The sequence below is a fragment of the Actinocorallia sp. B10E7 genome (assembly GCF_039871655.1).
In the GTDB taxonomy this organism is placed as follows: Bacteria; Actinomycetota; Actinomycetes; order Streptosporangiales; family Streptosporangiaceae; genus Actinocorallia.
The window spans coordinates 72,744-92,928 of record NZ_JBDPLZ010000016.1 but is presented as its reverse complement, the minus strand read 5'-3'; the positions used below and the strand labels follow the sequence as shown (position 1 = coordinate 92,928).

Here is a 20,185-nt window from a genome sequence, read left to right as displayed (position 1 = left end):
CCCCGCTAGGAGACCTCATGCGCACCCTCATCAACCCCGCGACCGGCGCGGCCTTCGACGAGGTCCCCGACACGCCGTTGGCGGAACTGCCCGCGATCATCGCCCGTGCCCGTCGGGCCCAGGAGGAGTGGCGTGAACGGACGCCCGGTGAACGCGCCCGCGTGCTGCTGCGACTCGCCGACCTTCTCGAGTCCCACGCCGAGGAGTTGACGCGGCTGGAAGTGGAGGAGACCGGCAAGCCCGTCGCCGTCTTCTGCGACGGCGAACTGCCCTTCGCCGCCGACAACCTGCGTTTCTTCGCGGGCGCGGCCCGCTCCCTCGACGGGACGGGCGCGGGCGTGCTCAGCGAGGGCTACACCTCGCTGCTGGTCCGCCGCCCGGTCGGCGTGGTCGCCTCGATCGCGCCGTGGAACTTCCCGCTCGTCATGGCCGTCTGGAAGATCGGCCCGGCCGTCGCCGCGGGCAACGCCGTGGTCATCAAGCCCGCGCCGCAGACCCCGCGCACCACGCTCCGCCTCGCGGAGCTGATCGCCGAGGCAGGCGCCCCGCACGGCCTCGTCCAGGCCGTCACCGGAGACGCGGCCGTCGGCGAGGCGCTCGTCACCGACCCGGGCGTCGACATGGTCAGCGTCACCGGCTCCACCCAGACGGGACGGGCGGTGATGAGCGGCGCGGTCGGCGGGCTCAAACGGGTTCACCTGGAGTTGGGCGGCAAGGCCCCCGCCCTGGTCTTCCCCGACGCCGACCTGGAGCAGATGGCCGCCGGCGTGGCGATGGGCACCACCTACAACACCGGTCAGGACTGCACCGCCGCCACCCGCGTCTACGCCGACCGGAGCGTCTACGACGCGACCGTGGACGCACTGCGCGCCGCGCTCGAGGCCGTCGTCCCCGGCGATCCATGGTCGAAGGACACCCACATCGGCCCGCTCGTCTCGGCCGCGCACCGCGACCGGGTGCACGGCTTCGTCACCCGCGCCGCCGGTTCGGGTGCCTCCGTCCTGTGCGGCGGAGAGCCCCTGGACGGCCCCGGCTTCTTCTACTCACCGACGCTCGTCGTCGGCGCGTCACAGGACGGCGAACTCGTCCAGGGCGAGGTCTTCGGCCCCGTCCTGGTCGTCCTGCCCTGTGACGGCGAGGACGAGGCCGTCCGGCTGGCCAACGACTCCCCGTACGGTCTGGCGTCCTCGATCTGGAGCACGGACGTCTCCCGCGCCCTGCGCGTCTCCCACCGCCTGGACGTCGGCGTGACCTGGATCAACGACCATCTGCCGATCGCCTCGGAGGCCCCGCACGGCGGCGTCAAGGGCAGCGGTTTCGGCAAGGACATGAGCCAGGAGTCCCTTTCCGACTACTCCGTCACCCGCCACATCATGGTCAAGCACGCGGCCCCCCAGTCCCGCGACTCCTTCCGCCCCGCCTGACCTCCCGCAGGGGACGGGACCCGGGCCACCGGCTCCGGGGACGGGCGGCCGGCGAGGCATTGACCCTCACTCCGTTTTGGGCTGATTTGCCCTCATCATCCGTGGAAATAGGTCATCATGCTTAATGATCAGTGCGTTCACGGGGAGTCTCTTTTCGGCGTGCCTGCTCCCTGTGCGCGTGCAGCACCTCCCTGACGAAAGAGCGCCTCGATGCCGTCCTCCGAGTCCAGCGCCCCTCGGGCCGCGATCAAGCTGAACACCGACACGGCGCACCCCGCCCGCGTCTACGACTACTGGCTGAGGGGCAAGGACAACTACGAGGCCGACCGGAGGGTCGGCGACGCGATGATCGCCGCGATCCCCGAGACCCGGCAGAGCTGCCTCGACAACCGCGGCTTCCTGACCAGGGCGGTGCGGCACCTGGCGCAGTCGCACGGCATCCGGCAGTTCCTGGACATCGGCTCGGGGCTCCCGACCTCGCCGAACGTGCACGAAGTCGCGCAGGGGGTCGCACCGGAGTCCCGGATCGTCTACGTCGACAACGACCCGATCGTCCAGGTGCACGGCCGGTCCCTGCTGACCAGTTCCCCCGAGGGCACGACCACCTACCTCGGGGCGGACCTGCGCGAGGTCGAGAAGATCCTGGAGGAGGCCGCCGAGACCCTGGACCTGTCCCGTCCGGTCCTGGTGGTCCTCGCGGCGATCCTGCACTTCGTCCCCGAGGAGGCCGACCCCCGCGGACTCGTACGGCGTTTCATGGAGCCGCTGCCCGCGGGCAGCGCCCTGGCCCTGTCCCACATGACCGCCGACGGCACGCCCTCCGACTACTCCGAACACGTCAAGCACACCTGGGCCGCCGGCGGCGTCAACATGAACCTGCGCGGCAAGGAGCAGATCGCCGAGTACTTCACCGGCCTGGAACTCCTCGACCCCGGAATCGTCCCGGTCCACCAGTGGCGCCCCGACCAGCAGGTCGACCGCCCCCGCTGGTGGCTGTGGAGCGGCGTCGCCCTCAAGACCTCCTGATCCCCGGGGAGCCGTCGCGCTGCAGGAACTCCAGCCGATTGCCCACGATGTCGAAGACGTACAGGCGACGGTGACCGGGGAAGGCGTCGTCCCATGTGACCTCGACTCCCGCGCGGGTGAGTCGCTCGGCCAAGGCGTCGACGTCGGTGACCCGGATGCCCGGGTGGGCTTTGAGCGCGGGCCGGAAGTCGCTCTCGACCCCCAGATGAAGCTCAAGGTCGTCGGCCCTGACCCACAACCCGCCGCGGGCGGCCAGCACCGGCGGCTTCGCCAGCTCGACCATGCCCAGGACACCGACGTAGAACTCGCGGCACCGCGGTTCGCTGCCGGGCGGAATCGCGAGCTGGACGTGGTGCAGCCCGTAACCGATCCCGGTCTCGTGGACAGGTCCATATCCCCGGTCGGAGGACTCGGTCGCCGTCATCGCCCGCACCCCGTTCGTCATGGCCTCTGCCCCGCTCCACCATCTCACCCGATTCAACACCCGGCCCGCTCTTTGGGGTAGTCCGACGGCTTGACTTCAAGCGCACTTGATGTTCGATGCTCGTCCCATGGCTTTCACCGCGGCAGAACGCACGACGACGCTCGAGTGGATCAAAAAGACGTCCTATCCGCTGACCACGGCGGAACCCGCGGCGCACACGAGCTCTTCGAATCTGCTCTCAGCGCGGACGGCCTTGGCGACTACTTCCTCGACCTCCACGCGGAGCGACCGCCCGCGGTCGCCGAACTGCTCGGCCGGACGGCCAAGTTCCGTGCCATCGGCCTCGTCTACGACCCGGACAACGACGCCGCACACCACATGACCGGCGGATCGCCCGCCGAGTGGTTCGACGTCATCGCCCACTACCGCCACGTGACACCGGCCCGCCCGCTCGATTGACGGTGCGGTGAACCCTCGAACGGGCCGGCGGTGCCGGTGCCGACCCGTTCGCTCGCGCTGGCCGTCTTGCGGGTTCTACGGCATCAGCGGAAGGCCTCGGCGTTGCGCCGGGCCCAGTCGGCGAAGGTGCCGGGGGCCCGGCCGAGAATCTTTTCGGCGTCGGGGCTGACGGTCTGTTCGCGGACGGTCGGGGTGCCGAGGATGTCGAGGGTGGTGTCGGCCACCGGGGTCGGCATGAAGGTGAGCATCTGGGCGCGGGCCTCCTCCCGGGTCTGGTCGATGAAGGTGACGGGCGCCCCGATGGCGTCGCCGATGGCGGCGGCACGCTGGCGCGGGGTGGTCGGGGCGGGGCCGGTCAGTTCGTAGATCGCTTTCGCGTGGCCGGGCCGAGTGAGGGTGATGGCGGCCACGGCGGCGATGTCGTCGGGGTCGATGACCGGGAGGCCTACCTCGCCGAAGGGGGCGGCGGCCGTACGGGCGGCCTTGATGGAAGGCGCCCAGGCGTAGGAGTTGGAGGCGAAGCCTCCGGGACGCAGGATGGTCCACTCGGTGCCGGATTCCATGACGGCCTGTTCGAAGGCGGCGAAGGCCCGGCCGTGTGACATGGAGTCCGGGCGGGTGGCCACGCCCTGGGAGGAGAGCAGGACGATCCTGCCCGCGTCGGCGAACGGGGCGACGACCTGAGCGGGGTCTCCGGCCATCATCAGGTCTCCGCCGACCAGCAGGAAGACCGCGTCCGCCGCGGAGGGCAGGCCGACGGCCGGCTGTGCGAGGTCCGCGGTGACCGTGCGGACGCCGTGCGGGACGTCGGACGGGGCGATGCCGCGGGAGACGGCGGTCACCCCATGGCCCTGTTCGGCGAGAGCGCGGACCAGGGTACGGCCGACGTTCCCGGTGGCACCGGTGACAACGATCATGAAGACACTCCAAGTTAGTTAGTCGGCTGACTCACTTGGAAAGACCGTAACACGAGACGGGGCTCTATAGTCAGTCAGGTGACTGACTCGAAAACGTCGGCCCGGGCCCTGGCCGCCGACGCCAAACGGCAGCGGCTCATGGCGGCCGCCGCCGAGGTCGTGCACAGGCAGGGGGTCGAGCGCACCACCATCGCCGACATCGCGCACGCGGCCGACGTCCCGACGGGCAACGTGTACTACTACTTCAAGACCAAGGACGAGCTCGTCGCCGCCGCGCTGGCGGAGCACTCCCGGCAGCTGAAACTGCTCACCGACGGCCTGGACCTGCTCCCCGACCCGCGCGAACGGCTGAAGGGCCTGATCGCGGCCTGGGTGAGCCGGCGCGATCTCGCCGCCCGTTACGGCTGCCCGACCGGCACGCTCGCCGTCGAGCTCGACAAACGCGACGAGGGCGGCCTGGACCTCGAGGCGGGCAGGGTCATCCGGCTGCTGCTCGAGTGGGTCGAGCGCCAGTTCCGCGAGCTGGGCCGACCCGAACCCGACGGCCTCGCCCTGACGCTGGTGGGCGCCTACCAGGGCATGTCACTGCTGGCCAACGCCCTGCGCGATCCACGGATCATGGACCGCGAGGGCGCCCGCCTGCTCGCCTGGCTCGACTCCCTCGAAACCGCCTGAGACCGGCGCCGCACCCGTCGGCCAGGCCGAGGCGGCCCTCCGCACCGCCCCTGCTCTTTTCATGCGCGGGCTTCGAACTCCGCCTGTCCCCTCTGGCGGCGCTTTCCCCTCAGAGAGCGAGATGCCGGAGGTCGACGGCGTCCGCCATGGCGCGGGCGCCGGCATCGTTGAGGTGCATGCCGTCGCCGCCGTCGTAATCGGGGCGGATGAAGTCGGGGTCTTCGGGGTTCTCGACCGCTCGTGCCACGTCGAAGATCGCGTCGAACGCCCCGCCGGTGCGGATCCAGTCGTTCACCTGCCGCCGTGCCTGGAGCCCTTCGGGAGTGCTGATCCCCGGATAGACGGCACCCGCGTACGGGCCGATGGTGGCTGCGAGGATCTTCAGGTCCGCGGCGCGGGCGCGGCGGGCGAGTTCGGTGAAGCCTTCGATGAGGTCCTCGGCCGTCGCGGGCGGCAGGCCCGCCATGCCCGGAAGGCCCAGATCGTTGATGCCGAAGTGCACCAGTACGTGGGTCGCGCCCGGCACCGACAGCACGTCCCGCTCGAAACGGGCCAGCGCGTGCTCGCCGATCTCGTCGGTCAGCAGCCGGTTCCCGGAGATCCCCTGGTTGACGACCCAGCCGCGGTCGAGCCGCGCGTTGAGGAGGTCGACGGAACGACGGTGGGTGTCGGGGGTGGTCCCGACGCCTTCGAACCACGAGTCCCCGAACGCGACGGCGATCGCGGTGCCCTCGGACGCGAGGACGTCCACACCGCTCACGTAGAACCTCGCCTCGACGCGTTCGGCGTGCGGCAGCCCCGCCGCGGAGGCCAGGTCGCCGTCCGCGACGAAGGCCGTCTCCATCGGCATGTGCGAGTACGTGGCCAGGCCGGTCTCGTCCGGCAGGTACAGGCTCAGCGCCAGCTCGGCGCCCGCTGTCGCAACCGACTCGACGGGGTCGCTGACCGCCTCGCCTCCCGCCGGGATCGTCACTTCCGCCGCGCCCGAGAAGCGCAGGCCGATGTCGGTCTCCGGCACGATCTCATCGTCCGCTTTGCGCGCCGCGAGCCGCGCGGCCCCGATCACCAGCGGCTTCCGTCCGTACCGGTTGGTCAGCCGTACCCGCAGCCGCTCGCCTCCGCCGGCCAAACGCAGCGGCTGCCGCACCGTCTGCCCCGCGAAACCGCGCGGCACGCTGAGCTGGATCTGCTCGTACGGGCTGATCACCGCGCTGCGGAAACCCGCCACCCACCGCTCAGTCATCTCTGCTCCAGATCAATTGACGTGAGGAATGCTGACGCCGCAAGCATGCCTGTGAAACATTCCTCAAGTCAACTATCCTCGCGTCAATCGTCCCCGAGTCAATCGTTCCGGGTAGGCTGGACACCGTGGAAGACCTCTTCGCCGACTACCGGCTCACCGCGTCGGGCCTGCTCTTCGAGGCCAACGACGGGCTGCTGGCCAAGCTGCAGTCCGTCATGAAGGAGCACGGCCTGTCCGGCCTCGACCTCCACGCCCTGATCCGGCTGAGCCGCTCGCCCGGCCGCCGCCTGCGCATGAGCGACCTCGCGACCCAGATGTCCCTGTCCACCAGCGGCATCACCCGCCTGGTCGACCGCCTGGCCCGCTCCGGCCTGGCCGTCCGGGAATCCTCCCCCGACGACCGCCGCACCACCTACGCGGTCCTCACCCCGGAGGGCGCCGAACGCCTCGCCCAGGCCCTCCCCGACTACCTGGCCGTCGTCGACCGCTGGTTCACCGCCCTCCTCACCCCCGACCAGCTCGCCTCCCTCACCGAGGCCCTCCGCGTCGTCCGCGACGCCGTCTTCCCCGAGGCCGCCGCACACGCCTCCGACTGACCGCCGGGCTTTCGGCTCCGGTCGGCGCGCCCCCGGCCCACGTGCCGAGGGGCCGCCAGACGGCGGGTCAGCCGTCGAGGGCGGCCAGGTCGAGGCGGGCGAGGCGGTCGGGGTCGGCGATGACGTCGATGGCGGCGATCCTGCCGTCGACGACGGTGAAACCCATGACGGACAGGGGGCGGTCCTTCGCGGTGACGACGACACCGGCCGAGCCGTTGACGAGGGCCGGACGGGCGAACGGGGAGAGGCGGCCGAACGTGATGGCCTGGGACGCCACTGTCCGGGCACCGGTGAGCACGGTGGTGTGGCGGGCGCGGGCGGTGCCGCCGTCGGAGCGGAGCACGACGTCGGGGTGGAGCACGGCGACGAGGCCGTCGAAGTCGCCGTCCCGGGCGGCGGCGAAGAACGCGTCGACGACGGCGCGCTGGCGGCCCACGTCCGGGTCGGGCATCGGAGCCCGGCCGCGCACGCGGCGGCGGGCCCGGCTGGCCAGCTGCCTGGCCGTGGCCGGGGACCGCTCGATCATCGGGCCGATCTCGTCGAAGGGGACGGCGAACATGTCGTGCAGCACGAAGGCCAGCCGCTCCGCGGGGGTGAGCGTGTCGAGCACCACCAGCAGCGCGAGCCCGACGGAGTCGGCCAGCACCGCCTCCCGCTCGGGGTGGGCGGCGTCCTCGGGGGCGACGAGCGGGTCGGGCATGTGCGCGTCGGCCGGGTCCTCACGCCGGTTGCGACGGGTGCGCAGCATGTTCAGGCAGGTCCGCGCCACCACTGTGGTCAGCCACGCGTCGAGGTTCTCGACCTCGCCGGCGTCCGCGCCGTCGAGCCGCAGCCACGCCTCCTGCACCGCGTCCTCGGCCTCGCTCACCGACCCGAGCATCCGGTAGGCCACCGACCGCAGCCGAGGCCGCCGCCGTTCGAAGTGCCCGGTCAGCCACTCCCGCTCGTCCACTCGTCGTCTTCTCTCGGTCGTGCCGGACGTGTTCAGGCGGCCGCGCCCAGCACCAGCGAGGCGACCACCGGCGCCATGTACATCAGCGGGAACGGGACGTGCGAAGCCCAGCGGGCCCGCAGCACGGTGACGACGGCCCCGGTGAAGTACAGCACCAGCCCGATCCCGGCGGCGACCCCGACGGCCGGCACGGCCGGCCCGGCCAGCAGCCCCACCGCCCCGAGGGCCTTCGCCGCTCCGAGCAGGTTCCACCACGAGCGCGGCACCCCGTACTCGGCCAGCGGCTGCACGACCCACGGGGCGCGGAAGAAGACGGAGCCGGCCGAGAACCCGGCCATCACGGCACCCAGAACGGTCACGACGACATAAGCGGTGGACATCAGCGGTTCTCCTCGGATGAGGACGCCGGACCCGTCCGGCGTCTTGAATGCGTCGCTGTGACGAACCCGCGCGGCCCGCGAACGTGACAGATCCGAGGAAAAAATCCGGCCCTCCCCCGAATTCCCGAGAGCGGGCGGGCCGGTGACGTGGCCTGCTCATTGAAGGGACTCGAGGAGGTCCTCGATTCGGTGGGCCGTTTCGAGGACGGCGAGGTCCCGGCCGGAGGCGGCGGAGACGAGAAGGCCGACCTGGCCCGCACCGGGCGTGCCGATCGGGAGGGTGACGCCGGGCATGCCGAGGTAGCTGAGCAGCATGGTGGTCCGCAGGGTCCGGCGGTTGGTCTCGTCGTAGCGGTCGTCGTCGGTCAGCAGCGGCACCAGCGGGGGCGGCGTGTGCCGGACGGTGGGGCAGACGAGCAGGGCGTCGCCCAGTTGCCGATGGAGCTCCGTGCGGAGGTTCCGCATCGCCCGGCGGACGGGGTCGGCGGCGCCGGGGTGCCGTGCGGCGTGTCGCGCCAGTCGGCGGAGCACTCCGCGATCGACGAGGTCTCCGCCTTCCAGCAGGCGGCCGTACCGCTGGTAGGCCTCGGCCTCGACGATGGTGGCGTGCTCGTCCATGAGCGCCTGGGCCTCGGTGAGGACGGGCAGGTCACGTTCCTCGACCGCTACACCATGGCGGACCAGGTGCGCGACGGAGGCTTCGAAGTGACGCCTGACGTGCGGGGAGCAGCCCTCCAGCAACGGCCCGGACGGGAGTACCAGGCGGTACGGACCGCCCGCCGGCGCGGGCGTGGAGGCCAGCAGGGCCGCGTCCGCGGCGATGATGTCGCGTACGGACCTGGCGATGATGCCGATGCTGTCCAGGGTGGAGGAAAGCGGAAGCAGCCCGGCCTTGCCGTATCTGTCCTCGCTGGCCTTGAAGCCGGTCACCCCGCAGAAGGCGGCCGGTACCCGCACCGAGCCGGAGGTGTCGGTGCCCATGGCGATGGGCACGATGCCGAGCGCCACGGCGACGGCGGACCCGGAGGAGGAGCCGCCGGGGACGAGGCGCTCCTCGCCGCTGCCGGGGTTGGCCGGCGTGCCGAAGTGCGGGTTCACGCCGAGCCCCGAGAAGGCAAATTCGCTGAGGTTCGTCTTGCCGACGCAGACCATTCCGGCTTCGGCGAGCCTTCGCACCACGTGCGCGTCGCGCGTCGCGGGCGCGGCCGTCGTCCGGGTGCGCGAGCCGGCGGTGGTGACGGTGCCCGCGACGTCGAACAGGTCCTTGACCGCGACGGGCACGCCGTCGAGGAGGCCGAGCGGACGGCCGGCGGCGTGCCGGGCGCGTGCGTCCTCCGCTTCGCGGATCGCCCGTTCGCCGGTCAGCGTGATGAACACGTCGGCCGCCTCGGGCGTGACGGCGTGGCGCAGCGCCTGCTCGATGACATCGACGACGTCAAGGGCACCGTCCCTGAACCGTTCGCCGAGCGCCGACCCGTCCTCTACCGAATACACGTTCATGGGGCCATGAAACAACGACGCATCCGCATTCAACCCTGGACACTCCTCCACCCATAAGCCTCATTAATGGATGAATATCCATGGCAGGGGAAGCGCGGTCGATGATTGCCTTACGGCATGGAAACCACGACCGCCGAAGGGCGGATGGTCGTACCCGCCCGTACCGGACGAGGGGTGCGGGTGGCCGCAGGCCGGCGGGTCAGCGTCGTCGATCTCGACGGCGGCCAGGTCGGCGACGTCTTCGCCTTCACCGCCGACATGCGCGAGCACCTCAGCGCCGCCCACACGCGCGCCACCACGAACAGGCTCTTCCCCGCGCCGGGCCAGCACTTCGTCACCGACCGCCGTCGGCCGATCCTCACGCTGGTCTCCGACACCTCGCCGGGCTGGCACGACATGCTGATCCCGGCATGCGATCCAGAGCGCTACGCGAGGCTGGGAGCCGGCCCCGACCATCCGTCCTGCGCCGAGAACCTGCGCCGCGGCCTCGCCGATCTGGGCTTGGCCGCGCAGGTCACGCCGCAACCGGTCAACGTGTTCATGCGCATCCCCGTGGAGGGGAACGAGCTGCGCTGGCTGCCCGCCGCCACCCGACCGGGCGACGCCATCACCTTCCAAGCCGTCATGGACTGCGTGCTCGTGGTCTCCGCCTGCCCCCAGGACCTGGTGGACATCAACGGCGGCGACCCGACACCGCTCGCGATCGACCTTCTGCCCGCCGACTGAGAAAGGAACAGACATGACCACCGCGCATCCCTCACTCCAGCCCGTACGACTCGGTGGCCTGGCGCTGGCCAACCGGCTCTCGGTCTCCCCGATGACCAGGGTCTCGGCCTCTCCCGACGGCACTCCGACCGCCGAGATGGCCGACTACTACACCGAATTCGCCGAGGGCGGTTTCGGCCTCGTGATCACCGAGGGCACCTACACCGACACCGTCTACAGCCAGGGGTACTTCAACCAGCCGGGCATGGCGTCGGAGGCCCACGCCACGGCCTGGCTCGGCGTCACCGAGCGGGTGCACGCCGCCGGGGCGCGCATCGTGCTGCAACTCATGCACGCCGGCGCGCTGTCCCAGGGCAGCCACTACCGCGAGGACACGGCGGGCCCGTCGGCCGTGCCGCCCCTGGGCGAGAAGATGCCCGAGTACGGCGGGCACGGGCCGTGGCCGACGCCCAAGGCGATGGACCAGAGCGACATCGACACCGCCGTCCAAGGATTCGTCGATTCGGCCGTACGCGCCCGCGATGCCGGATTCGACGGTGTCGAGGTGCACGCGGCCAACGGCTACCTGCTGGACCAGTTCCTCACGACGTACACCAACGAGCGCGACGACTCCTACGGCGGCCCGATCGAGAACCGGGTGCGGCTGACAGCCGAGGTGGTCGCCGCCATCCGGGCCGAGGTCGGCGCGGAGTTCTGCGTGGGCGTACGGCTGTCGCAGACCAAGGTCAACGACTTCGTCTACCGTTGGCCCGGCGGCGCGTACGACGCCCGGGTCGTCTTCGCGGCCCTCGCCGACGCCGGGGCGACCTACCTGCACATCGCCAGCGAGGGACGCGACTGGATCGAGACCGCGCGCCTGGACGGCGAGACGACGATCACGGGGTTGGCCCGCCTGGTGACCGGTCTGCCCGTCATCGCCAACGGCGGCATGCACGATCTCTCACAGGCCGCGCAGGTGCTGCAGGACGGCCACGCCGACCTGCTCTCCATCGGCCGGGGCGCGCTGGCCGACCCCGACTTCCCGCGGCGTGTGGCCGAGGACCGGCAACTGGAACGATTCGACCATATGATGCTGCAGCCCATGGCGACGCTGGCCAACGCCCGCCGCTGGCGGCAGACCGCGGCGACCCGCCGTCCGGCCCCCACCGGAAGCTGAGGAAGGCACCGATGAGCGAGAGCTGGCACCGCGGCGCCGCGGCCGTCGCCACGCTGACCTTCGACGTGGACGCGGAGACGCCGATCCTCGCCCGGGGCCGCGGCTACGCCCAGCACGCCGGCACGATGTCGCACCAGGCGTACGGGCCGGACGTCGGGCTGCCGCGCATCCTCGACCTGCTGGACGAATTCGGCATCCCTGCCACCTTCTTCGTGCCGGGATGGGTGGCCGAGCACCGGCCGGGGCTGGCGTGGTCGATCGTCGAACGCGGCCACGAGGTGGCGCACCATTCCTACAGCCACCGGCCGCCCACCTCGATGACGCCGGAGGAGGAGCGCGCCGACTTCGAACGCGGCCTGGCGGTCTTCGCCGACCAGGGCATCGAGATCGCCGGGCACCGGGCCGCTCTGTGGGCGGCCAGCTGGCAGACCGCCGAGCTGGTCGCCGAGTACGGCCTGCGCTACGACTCCTCCCTCATGGGCGACGACCGGCCCTACCGCGTCGCCACGGCGTCGGGCGACATCGTCGAGCTGCCCGTCCACTGGTCGCTCGACGACTGGGAGCAGTACGCGTACCTGCCCGAGCCGGACATCGGCTCGGTCATCGAATCGCCGGGGAAGGCGTTGGAGCTGTGGCGGGCCGAACTCGACGGGATGCGTCACTACCGGTGCCTGTTCAACCTCTGCATGCACCCGTTCCTGTCCGGCCGTCCGGGCCGGGCGATGGCGCTGCGCGGGCTCCTGGAGTACGCACTGGGGTGCGGGGACGTGCGGTTCGCCCGCTGCCGTGACGTGGCGGACGCCGCGCTGGCCGATCCGGGGCTGCTCACCCGTCGGCCGCGCACCCCGGTCGTGGACCCGGACGTCTACCCCGGCTGAGCCGTCCTCCTCGCTCAGCCCATGGCGTCGATGGCCAGGGCGAGGAACAGGTCCACCCGGTCCTCGGTGCGCCCCACGTCCCTGCCGGTCAGCTCGGTGACGCGGGCCAGCCGGTTGCGCAGGGTGTTGACATGGACGTGCAGTGCGGCGGCCGTGGCCGCCCACTGCCCGTCGTTGTCGAGGAAGGCGCGCAGCGTCGGCTCCAGGTCGCTGCCGCGACGGGCGTCGTGCTCGCGGAGCGGAGTGAGCAGGTCCCGCGAGAAGGCGCTCAGCGTGTCGGGATCCACCAGCCCGAGCAGCAGCCGGTGCGTGCCCAGCTCGCGGAAACCGCGTACGACTGGGCCGCCCGGGGTTCGGCGGAGTACCCGGCACGCCTCCCTCGACTGCAGCAGTGGCTGCCGCAGGTCGCCCGCGTGCGCGGCGACGCCGCCGAGACCGGCCACGGGGCGCCGCCCGGGAAACCGCTTCGCCACGTTCTCGACCAGGCGTTCTCCCAGCGCGGGCAGCTCGTGCTCGGAATCCCGCCAGGCGAGCACGGCCACCACGTCGTTCGTGCCTCCGGCGACGACGGCGGGAACGCCCTCGGCCGCGAAGAACTCACCGACCGCTTCGGCCATGCCGTGCACGGTGGCGGCGTCCCCGGTGAAAGCCGTCGTGCACACCGCCAGAGCCCCCGTGGGGTCCACGCCGAACGCTCGCAGCCGGGCGGCCACTTCCGACGCGCGCCGCCCGCCGGACAGCACCATCTCCAGCAGCTCGCCGGCGAAGCGCATCTCGATGGCCTGCACGGCCTGCTGCCTGGCCACTTCCAGGCTGAGGAACCTGGCGGCCTGTTCCAGCGCGTCGCGCTCGGCTGCGTTCAGCTCGGCCAGCGGCCGCAGGCAGATGAGCGCCGCGTCGACGTCACCGACCGCGCCCACGGGGAACAGCGCGGCGCGACCGGATCCCAGGTCCAGTTCCAGCGCCGGTGGCCGCCGGGCCAGCCCCGCCGCCACGGTCTGCAGCTGCGCGGCGTCCAGCTCGGTCCCGTCCGCCGCCAGCAGCCGTCCCATCCGGTCGACCACCGCCAGCGGCAGCTCGCGGTCGCGGGTGAGCACGCGCAGCACTCCCGAGGCGCCCATCCCGCGCGAAAGCGCCGTGGCCAGGGCGTCGCCCCTGCGCACCATGCCGATCAGCCCCTGCTGGCGTTCGTCGGCGTACATCGCGGAGACCGCGTGCGAGATCGCGGTGAACGGGACCGCCGGGGAGATCTCCAGTAGCGGAAGACCCGCCTCCTTGCAGGCCGCGGCCAGGCCGTCCGGCGTGCGCGGCCGCTCGGCACGCAGCCCGAACACGATCCCGGCCGCTCCGGCGCGTTCGACGTTCGCCACGAACTCGGCCGGAGCCACCTGGTCAACCCACAGGCCGTTGGTCAGCACCAGCTCCTTTTCCCGGATGTATGGGGACGGGTCGGGCAGCTCGGTGTTGTGCACCCAGGTCACCGGCTCCACCAGAGCGCCGGGCGGACCGGGCTCGAGGATCCGGAGCCCCAGCGCGGCGTTGCCGACGAGCGCATCAATGGTGATCATTCTGTGAACATATACATGACCATGGTCTATCGCTAGAGGTTCATCCACTCCCTTGCGCGGCGAACGGGTGCTTATGTGGTTCCGATCACGCAAGGAGGGACCCATGACCACCACCGATCGATCAGCGACCGGGCATTCCGACGCCCACGGCATCGAACCAGTACCCGTGTCGTCACGCGATTCGACCCCATGGCAGCAGTTCTGGATCTGGTCGGGTGCCAACATCGCCCCCATCAACTGGGTCCTCGGCGCCCTCGGGATCCACCTCGGCCTCAGCCTGCTGGAGACGGTGGCCGTGGTCGCCCTCGGCAACCTCGCCGGCTGCGCCGTGTTCGGCCTGTTCAACGTGATGGGGCACCGCACCGGAGTGAACCAGATGGTGCTCAGCCGGGCGGCCTTCGGCCGGCGCGGCGCGCTCGTCCCCGGCCTGGTCCAGGGCCTGCTGGCGATGGGGTGGGTCGGGGTCAACACCTGGGTCGTGCTCGACCTGGTGCTGGCGATCCTCGCCCAGCTGGGCGTGCACGGCGGGACCGGGCTGAAGTACCTGGTGGCCGGACTCATCATGGCCGTGCAGCTGGGCCTGGCGCTCTTCGGCTTCCGCGCCATCCGCACCTTCGAGAAGTACACGGTCCCCGCGACCGTCCTGCTCATGGCGGTCATGACCGTACTCGCCGTGACACAGGTCGATCCCGACTGGACGTCGGCCACCGCGGCGGCGGACGGCTCCAAGTTCGTCGCCGTGACCCAGCTCCTCACCGCGATCGGCATAGGCTGGGGAATCAGCTGGCTGCCCTACTCCGCCGACTACAGCAGGTTCGTCCGGACCGGAACGTCCGACCGCGCGGTGTTCTGGTCCACGGCCCTCGGCGTGTACGTGCCGACCGTGTGGCTGGCCGCGCTCGGCGCCTACCTGGCCGGCGGGGGCGGCGGCGCGGACCCGTCCAGCCTGGTGACGAGCGCCTTCGGCGTGATGGCCGTGCCCGTCCTGCTGCTGATCATGCACGGGCCGGTGGCCACCAACATCCTCAACCTCTACTCCTGCTCGCTGGCGGCGCTCTCCGTCGGCATCCGCGCGGCCCGGTGGAAGATCACCCTGATCGCGGGGCTGGTCTCCTCGGCGGTGCTGGCCGTGTTCATCCGGGCCGACAGCTTCGCCCACGCCTTCGACCAGTGGATGGTGTCGATCCTCATCTGGATCACTCCCTGGGCGAGCATCGTGCTCATCGACTTCTTCGTGCTGCGCGGAGGACGGCTGGACGTGTCCGCCCTCTACACCGACGGCTCCTCCCCCCGCGGCCTGGTCGACCGGAACGCGATGATCAGCCTGGTCGCCGGACTGATCGCGGCATGGAGCTGGCAGTACGGGACGATCCCCGCGACGCAGGGCCCCATCGCCCAGGCCCTGAACGGCACCGACTTCTCGTGGCTGTCGGGCAGCCTGGTGGCCGGCGGGCTCTACTGGCTGCTGAGCATGCGCACCGCCCGCTCCACCGCAGCCGCAGGTAGGAGGCAGGCGCCGCGCACGGCGGACGAGCTGAAGAGAGCCTGACGGCACCCGATACACCTCGATCGGTGGCACCGCTGCGCATCGTCGCCGCAAGAACATCGAAGGCCGCCGCCGCTGTGCTGGAGGCGGCCTTCGATGGATTCGCGCTGTTCGGATGGCCGGGCCCGGCTGGGGCTGGCCGCCCATCGGCGGCTCCGACCGCCCTGGTGCGCCGAGGAAGAGGGGCGGCCTGTCTCGGCCACCGGGATCGACGAACCGCAGGCCCTCTTCTACGCCACCAAGCACTACGAACTCGACCAGCGCCGCACCTCGCTGATGCTGCGACGTGGAGGGCGAGGGGGCTCCGCCGCACACCCGTATCGACCTGGACGACGGCACCGCCGTCATCCGCCGGAACCCCGGGCGTTGAAGACCCTCACATCCGAAAGCCCCCAAAGAGAAGAGACCCCGCATCGGACCGGGAATCAGATCGCCCCATTAACACGCAGGTATTCATCAGCTATCATCCGAATATGGTCGGAAAACCTCCCAGCGTGGTGTTCATCGGCTTGGTAGCAATTCTCTGCATCTGCTTGACGGGGTTGGAGGCGCTCATTTCTGTCGATGAGATCATCGTTTTCTGGGCGGGGTTGGCGACGGTTTTTTCGATACCCGTCATCATTGTGCGAACGACCTTCACGGAGGGGGCCGCATTGCGCGATTGGGCTCCCTTGCTCCTCATCGTGGCCACCATCCTCTTCCTGACGCTGTCCGTGCCCAGCCAGTCGCGAATGATGCTGTCGAAATCCAGCCTTGACCAGTACGCGCGTGAGGTGATGTCCGCGGACACGAGCCCCAGGGATGAGTGCGCCAAGTCCTTCCCGGAACGCTGGGTGGGCCTCTACCGGATCTCCTGCACGTACTACGACGGAAAAACGGTGCACCTGCTGGTCGATGAGCCACTCGTTCCCAGCGCGGGCTCACCATGGCTCATGGGCCCTGGCGAGTGGGATGATGTCTGGCTTCAGGATTAGTACCGCGCCGGGCGACGTCCACGACTGCTTCGACGAACCACTCGGACTGCTGGAGCGGGTCGGCCTCGGCCCGGCGCCCGGATGGCTACCGCTCCTCGCACACCCGTCCCAGCGGGGAGTCCAGCCCGGCGGAGCCGTCCCGGCATCCGTCGTCGTCCAGATCCCCGACGTACCACAACTGCGCCCCGGAGGGCTTTACCCCGCAGAATTCAACGCTCAGCATGCGGCCCATGAGCGGGTCGAGGCCCCGTTCGAAATCGTTGTCGGTTATGCAGTGGTCACTCGCCTTGCTGTGAATGCTGTAGAAACCGGGGTAATCAGCTGATTTCTTGAAGAGCCAGACGGTGTTCGCTCCCCCTTCCGGAGCCAGGGTGGTACCGCCTTCCTCTTCGTCGTAGGCGAGGACCCCCTTTTCCCGCACCGCCTCGATGACGTAGCCGTCTCCCTTCTTCCGGAGATTCCATTCCTGGCTGGTGGTGTCGTTGTCGGACCACCATGCGCCGATCATGGTTCCGTACCCCTTCTGGCCGCCGTAGAGGTCGATTACGTGATAGGCGCTGTTCTCGATCGATGTCGGCGAACCGTTCGCCGGTGGCTCCTCGGCGGCCTGCGGAGCGCTCGACGGCTGCGGCGGGGTGGAGCCTGCCGAAGACGACGCAGAAGGAAGCGTCTGGTCGAGGGAGAGGCGGGAGTCTTCCGCCTCTTTCCTGTCATCCCCGTTCGAAGCGATGTAGGAGACGAAGAACGTCGCGGCCGCCAGGAGAGTGCTCACCAGCCCCGCGATCGTCCCCGCTTTCGCCCATCCGGTGGCCGCTGATGGAGAAGAGGCCCCCGCGTCGGACCGGGATCTGGAACCGGAGTCCGCCATACCGCGCCTCCCCGCTCCCGTCGGCGCCGACCGGCTTGCGTCAATGGACATGTCCGGACCCCGGGCTCTCCTCACCGGTTCATGGAGAGTTGCACGGGTCCATGGAAATGGTCAGTAATCAACCTCCATCACGACTATCTTTTAGGTCGTACGGCTAATTCACACGTGTTGCGAACAAGATCTTGCCTCGCCTCGAGGCCGGTGCCGACCATGGCCTGTCAGGATCGTCACGATTTCGGAGACGCGCCTTGTTGACACTCGCCTATGACGCGGAAGACCTCGGCAACACCCGATTCGCGGTTTCGGCGCTGCGCAACCTCTTCGACGGCGTCCGCTCCTCTCGAGGACTCCCCCGGGCGGCCGCCCGGGAGCGCTGGTGGCGGAACGCCCGCCGGAACATCCCCGAGCGCGCCCGCCCGATCCTGGAGGCCGTCAACGCCCACCCCTACTTCCTGCCGTTCTTCCTGTTCCCGGAGGGCGGCCCGTTCGCCGACGTCGAAGAAGAGCTGGAACTCCTGCGCTCCACTCCCGAGGAGCAGCTCGTCGCGGGAGTGGAGCTCCTCACCCGGTACGCGGGCCTGGCCCGACCGCCCCGGGCGCTGAGAGAACTGGGCGAAGGCAGCACCTCCCGGCTCCGGCACCTCGTCGACTCGGCGAACGCGCTCTTCCATGGCTGCCTCGCCGACGACTGGCCGGCACTCCAACGGGACCTGCATCAGGACATCCACCAGCGTGCCGAACACGCCTGCGCCCACGGCGTCGCGTCCATGCTGAACGGGCTGCATCCGCAGCTCGCCTGGTCCGACCGGACCTTGTTCTTCTCAGGCTTGGACGACCTCGTGAAGGGTGTCCAGACGGCTTCCCGCCAGGAGACGTCCCTCGGCGGACGCGGCTTCGTTCTCGCTCCCAGCGTCTTCGCGCGGGACTGGGTCCTGCCCGTGCCCGTCCCCCACCGCCAGCCCCTGCTGCACTACCCCGTCCGGCGGGTCTCCGCGCCGTCCGGCAAGGACACGCTGGCCGCGCTCATCGGCGCCGGACGGGCCCGCGCGCTCCGCTCCATCACCACCGGCTGCACCACCGCCGAACTCGCCCGCCGCCTGGGCGTCAGTGCTCCGACCGCCTCCGTCCACGCCGCCTCGCTCCGCTCCGCCGGCCTCGTCTCCACCCGCCGCGACGGCCGCCACGTCCTCCACACCATCACGCCTCTGGGCCTGCGCCTCCTCCTGGCCAACCCCGCGGCCACCCGTGAGCGTTGACGATCCGGACCGAGACGGCCCGCCCGGCTGCCGTAGGTGCCCCTTGCCCGCCGCGACGCCGAGAACTCAGAGCTCCCCGGAGATCTGGACCGCCCCGCCAGCGGGCCACGGCCGTCACCAGCCGCCGGTCCTGGCTCCTCCTCGTGGGCGGTCAGGAATCCTGGACCTGCTGAATGGCGAACCGGGCGCCCTGGTCGTTCGTCCCGTCGAAGAAGTAGGTCAGGTGCGCGAGCGCGTTGCCGGTGCTGCCCTGGCAGACGAAGTCTCCCTTGGCGCAGTAGTCCTTCATCCGGTCGGCGTAGGCCGCCAGTTCACCCTTGGTGCGAGGCTTGTCGCCGTTCTTACCCGACTCGGGCGTTCCGGCGTTGTAGGGCTCTCCGGCGACGAAACGCGGGTCGCCGTAAAGGACCACGGCGGCGATCTTCCCGGGTACGGCCGCGGATATCTCACCGGCGTTCTTACCGACGAGCCGGTTGGCGGGAGGAACGAGGGAGTCTCCGGTCACCTGGGCGCCCTGGGAGTAGCCGATCAGCACATAACGCTGGTCGGGGCAGGCCGCAGACTCGTCGTTGAGCAGCTTCACCAGGGCGGTGACCCCGGCCTCGGGACTCGTGTCGAAGTTCGGCGCGGCCGGATAGACGAGCTCGGTGTATTTGGTCCGGCCGGGCAGCGCCTCGGCGATCCTGTCGCCGATCGGCTTCTGCAGCCAGCTTCCGCTCTGCGGTTCGAAGGTGCCCCGGGAGGAGATGATGCTGACCGGCTTGCAGTCGGCGGCGTCGGCGGGCGCCGCGAGGGCGAAGACGCTCACCACGCCGGACGTCACGGCGAACACCGCAGCTTGGGCGCCTGCACGAATGACACGAGAACTGACCATGATGCGGACTCCCTGACGTTCACATCGGCTGGGCCGCCCACTCTCGTCGAGGAACAGTGCCGTAGATAGGGAGTCCGCCAAGACCCCGGCCACTGTGATTGTGAGAGCCGCAACAAATGCCCGTCCGGCGCCGACGGGCGCCTGCCCCCGTGGTCCCGGATACCCGGCGCGGACCGGACAAACACCCCTCCCCGCCGGGACGCCCTGTGGCTACCGTCGGCCCATGACCCCGATCGCCGCCATGGATCCCGCCGATGCCGTCGGCATCGCGTTCCTTCTCGGAATACCGGCAATGATCTTCGCTCTCGTCTCCGTCCTCCTGATGTGGGGGACGGTGAGCGCCCAGCGCCTGGACCGCGTCGCCGTGCTCGCCCCGGAGCCCGGCAAGGTGGTCAAGGAGGACTGGAGCGGAGGCGAGCAGGGCTCGTACACCTCCTACATCCGGTTCACCACCGCGGAGGGCGAGGAGGTCGAGACCAAGATCGTCACCAATCGCTCCGTCTCCGGCCCGGAGCACGAGCTCCGCATGAAGTACGACCCGAAGAATCCCCGCCGCGCCGCGATCGTCAGGGAGCGCGACGACAACGCGTCCATCGGCGCCTCGGTCACCTGCGGCGCCATCGCCCTCGTCCTGGTGTTCACCATCCTCGTCATCGTCTTCTGACACGAGCCCAGCGCCCTTCCAGGTGTTGGAGCCGCCGACCAGCTCGGGGTGGCCCACTTCCACACGATCGACGGTCGTC

Annotated in this window: 21 protein-coding genes; 12 read left to right on the top strand and 9 right to left on the bottom strand. The window is 70.4% G+C overall.

The window, feature by feature from the left end; all coding sequences use genetic code 11:
* Positions 1-17: 17 nt before the first annotated feature.
* Both ABGB12_RS33485 and ABGB12_RS33480 read left to right on the top strand, forming a co-directional pair.
* Positions 18-1,424 carry an aldehyde dehydrogenase family protein gene (locus tag ABGB12_RS33485; RefSeq protein ID WP_347684292.1) on the top strand — a complete coding sequence of 469 codons (1,407 nt, stop codon included), beginning with the start codon at positions 18-20 and terminating at the stop codon, positions 1,422-1,424.
* Between the two features lie 210 nt (positions 1,425-1,634).
* On the top strand, positions 1,635-2,450 hold the full coding sequence (locus ABGB12_RS33480) for an SAM-dependent methyltransferase (protein WP_347684290.1): 816 nt from the start codon (positions 1,635-1,637) through the stop codon (positions 2,448-2,450).
* Here ABGB12_RS33480 and ABGB12_RS33475 read toward each other — a convergent pair.
* A complete protein-coding gene (locus ABGB12_RS33475; protein WP_347684288.1) occupies positions 2,437-2,895 on the bottom strand; it encodes a VOC family protein in 459 nt (152 codons plus the stop codon). The two genes, ABGB12_RS33480 and ABGB12_RS33475, sit on opposite strands and share 14 nt — an antisense overlap.
* Positions 2,896-3,039: 144 nt before the next feature.
* Here ABGB12_RS33475 and ABGB12_RS33470 point away from each other — a divergent pair, with 144 nt between their 5' ends.
* Positions 3,040-3,333, top strand: coding sequence for an erythromycin esterase family protein (locus ABGB12_RS33470; RefSeq protein ID WP_347684286.1), 294 nt, complete (start codon positions 3,040-3,042; stop codon positions 3,331-3,333).
* Between the two features lie 83 nt (positions 3,334-3,416).
* On the opposite strand, the gene ABGB12_RS33465 is transcribed toward ABGB12_RS33470, so the two are convergent.
* On the bottom strand, positions 3,417-4,250 hold the full coding sequence (locus ABGB12_RS33465) for an NAD(P)H-binding protein (RefSeq protein WP_347684284.1): 834 nt from the start codon (positions 4,248-4,250) through the stop codon (positions 3,417-3,419).
* Between the two features lie 78 nt (positions 4,251-4,328).
* Here ABGB12_RS33465 and ABGB12_RS33460 point away from each other — a divergent pair, with 78 nt between their 5' ends.
* Positions 4,329-4,925, top strand: coding sequence for a TetR/AcrR family transcriptional regulator (locus tag ABGB12_RS33460; RefSeq protein WP_347684282.1), 597 nt, complete (start codon positions 4,329-4,331; stop codon positions 4,923-4,925).
* 109 nt (positions 4,926-5,034) lie between these two features.
* On the opposite strand, the gene ABGB12_RS33455 is transcribed toward ABGB12_RS33460, so the two are convergent.
* The gene (locus tag ABGB12_RS33455; protein WP_347684280.1) at positions 5,035-6,168 is read right to left on the bottom strand and encodes an SGNH/GDSL hydrolase family protein; all 1,134 of its coding nucleotides are present in this window, start codon (positions 6,166-6,168) and stop codon (positions 5,035-5,037) included.
* A 125-nt stretch (positions 6,169-6,293) separates the two neighbouring features.
* Here ABGB12_RS33455 and ABGB12_RS33450 point away from each other — a divergent pair, with 125 nt between their 5' ends.
* Positions 6,294-6,764, top strand: a complete 471-nt coding sequence (locus ABGB12_RS33450) for a MarR family transcriptional regulator (RefSeq protein WP_347684278.1) — start codon at positions 6,294-6,296, stop codon at positions 6,762-6,764.
* Positions 6,765-6,831: 67 nt separating this feature from the next.
* Here the strand turns inward: ABGB12_RS33450 and sigJ are convergent, their stop codons facing one another.
* The 3 genes from sigJ to ABGB12_RS33435 all read right to left on the bottom strand — a co-directional run bounded on the left by sigJ (position 6,832) and on the right by ABGB12_RS33435 (position 9,596).
* Entirely contained in the window at positions 6,832-7,716 is an 885-nt protein-coding gene (gene sigJ, locus ABGB12_RS33445; protein WP_347684276.1) for an RNA polymerase sigma factor SigJ, read from the bottom strand.
* Between the two features lie 32 nt (positions 7,717-7,748).
* Complete coding sequence (locus tag ABGB12_RS33440) at positions 7,749-8,096, bottom strand: DoxX family protein (RefSeq protein ID WP_347684274.1); 348 nt, start codon at positions 8,094-8,096, stop codon at positions 7,749-7,751.
* 156 nt (positions 8,097-8,252) lie between these two features.
* Positions 8,253-9,596 (bottom strand): amidase family protein, encoded by a 1,344-nt coding sequence (locus ABGB12_RS33435; protein ID WP_347684272.1) that lies wholly within the window; start codon positions 9,594-9,596, stop codon positions 8,253-8,255.
* 117 nt (positions 9,597-9,713) lie between these two features.
* On the opposite strand from ABGB12_RS33435, the gene ABGB12_RS33430 reads away from it, so the two are divergent.
* From ABGB12_RS33430 to ABGB12_RS33420, 3 genes are read left to right on the top strand one after another with little or no spacing between them, the layout of a single operon-like run.
* Positions 9,714-10,322 carry an urea carboxylase-associated family protein gene (locus ABGB12_RS33430; RefSeq protein WP_347684270.1) on the top strand — a complete coding sequence of 203 codons (609 nt, stop codon included), beginning with the start codon at positions 9,714-9,716 and terminating at the stop codon, positions 10,320-10,322.
* Positions 10,323-10,335: 13 nt separating this feature from the next.
* Complete coding sequence (locus ABGB12_RS33425) at positions 10,336-11,478, top strand: NADH:flavin oxidoreductase (RefSeq protein WP_347684269.1); 1,143 nt, start codon at positions 10,336-10,338, stop codon at positions 11,476-11,478.
* An 11-nt stretch (positions 11,479-11,489) separates the two neighbouring features.
* The gene (locus ABGB12_RS33420) at positions 11,490-12,356 is read left to right on the top strand and encodes a polysaccharide deacetylase (RefSeq protein ID WP_347684267.1); all 867 of its coding nucleotides are present in this window, start codon (positions 11,490-11,492) and stop codon (positions 12,354-12,356) included.
* A 14-nt stretch (positions 12,357-12,370) separates the two neighbouring features.
* Here the strand turns inward: ABGB12_RS33420 and ABGB12_RS33415 are convergent, their stop codons facing one another.
* Entirely contained in the window at positions 12,371-13,924 is a 1,554-nt protein-coding gene (locus ABGB12_RS33415; protein ID WP_347684266.1) for a helix-turn-helix domain-containing protein, read from the bottom strand.
* A gap of 103 nt (positions 13,925-14,027) precedes the next feature.
* On the opposite strand from ABGB12_RS33415, the gene ABGB12_RS33410 reads away from it, so the two are divergent.
* Positions 14,028-15,473, top strand: coding sequence for a cytosine permease (locus ABGB12_RS33410; RefSeq protein WP_347684265.1), 1,446 nt, complete (start codon positions 14,028-14,030; stop codon positions 15,471-15,473).
* 470 nt (positions 15,474-15,943) lie between these two features.
* A complete protein-coding gene (locus ABGB12_RS33405) occupies positions 15,944-16,444 on the top strand; it encodes a hypothetical protein (RefSeq protein ID WP_347684263.1) in 501 nt (166 codons plus the stop codon).
* An 85-nt stretch (positions 16,445-16,529) separates the two neighbouring features.
* On the opposite strand, the gene ABGB12_RS33400 is transcribed toward ABGB12_RS33405, so the two are convergent.
* The gene (locus tag ABGB12_RS33400; RefSeq protein ID WP_347684262.1) at positions 16,530-17,216 is read right to left on the bottom strand and encodes a hypothetical protein; all 687 of its coding nucleotides are present in this window, start codon (positions 17,214-17,216) and stop codon (positions 16,530-16,532) included.
* Between the two features lie 344 nt (positions 17,217-17,560).
* Between ABGB12_RS33400 and ABGB12_RS33395 the strand changes: the two genes are divergently transcribed.
* Positions 17,561-18,568 (top strand): helix-turn-helix domain-containing protein, encoded by a 1,008-nt coding sequence (locus ABGB12_RS33395; RefSeq protein WP_347684260.1) that lies wholly within the window; start codon positions 17,561-17,563, stop codon positions 18,566-18,568.
* Positions 18,569-18,719: 151 nt separating this feature from the next.
* On the opposite strand, the gene ABGB12_RS33390 is transcribed toward ABGB12_RS33395, so the two are convergent.
* Positions 18,720-19,442: a cutinase family protein gene (locus tag ABGB12_RS33390; RefSeq protein WP_347684258.1), complete on the bottom strand. Its 723-nt coding sequence runs from the start codon at positions 19,440-19,442 to the stop codon at positions 18,720-18,722.
* A gap of 223 nt (positions 19,443-19,665) precedes the next feature.
* Here ABGB12_RS33390 and ABGB12_RS33385 point away from each other — a divergent pair, with 223 nt between their 5' ends.
* Positions 19,666-20,106 (top strand): DUF3592 domain-containing protein, encoded by a 441-nt coding sequence (locus tag ABGB12_RS33385; protein WP_347684256.1) that lies wholly within the window; start codon positions 19,666-19,668, stop codon positions 20,104-20,106.
* The last annotated feature ends 79 nt before the right edge of the window (positions 20,107-20,185 follow it).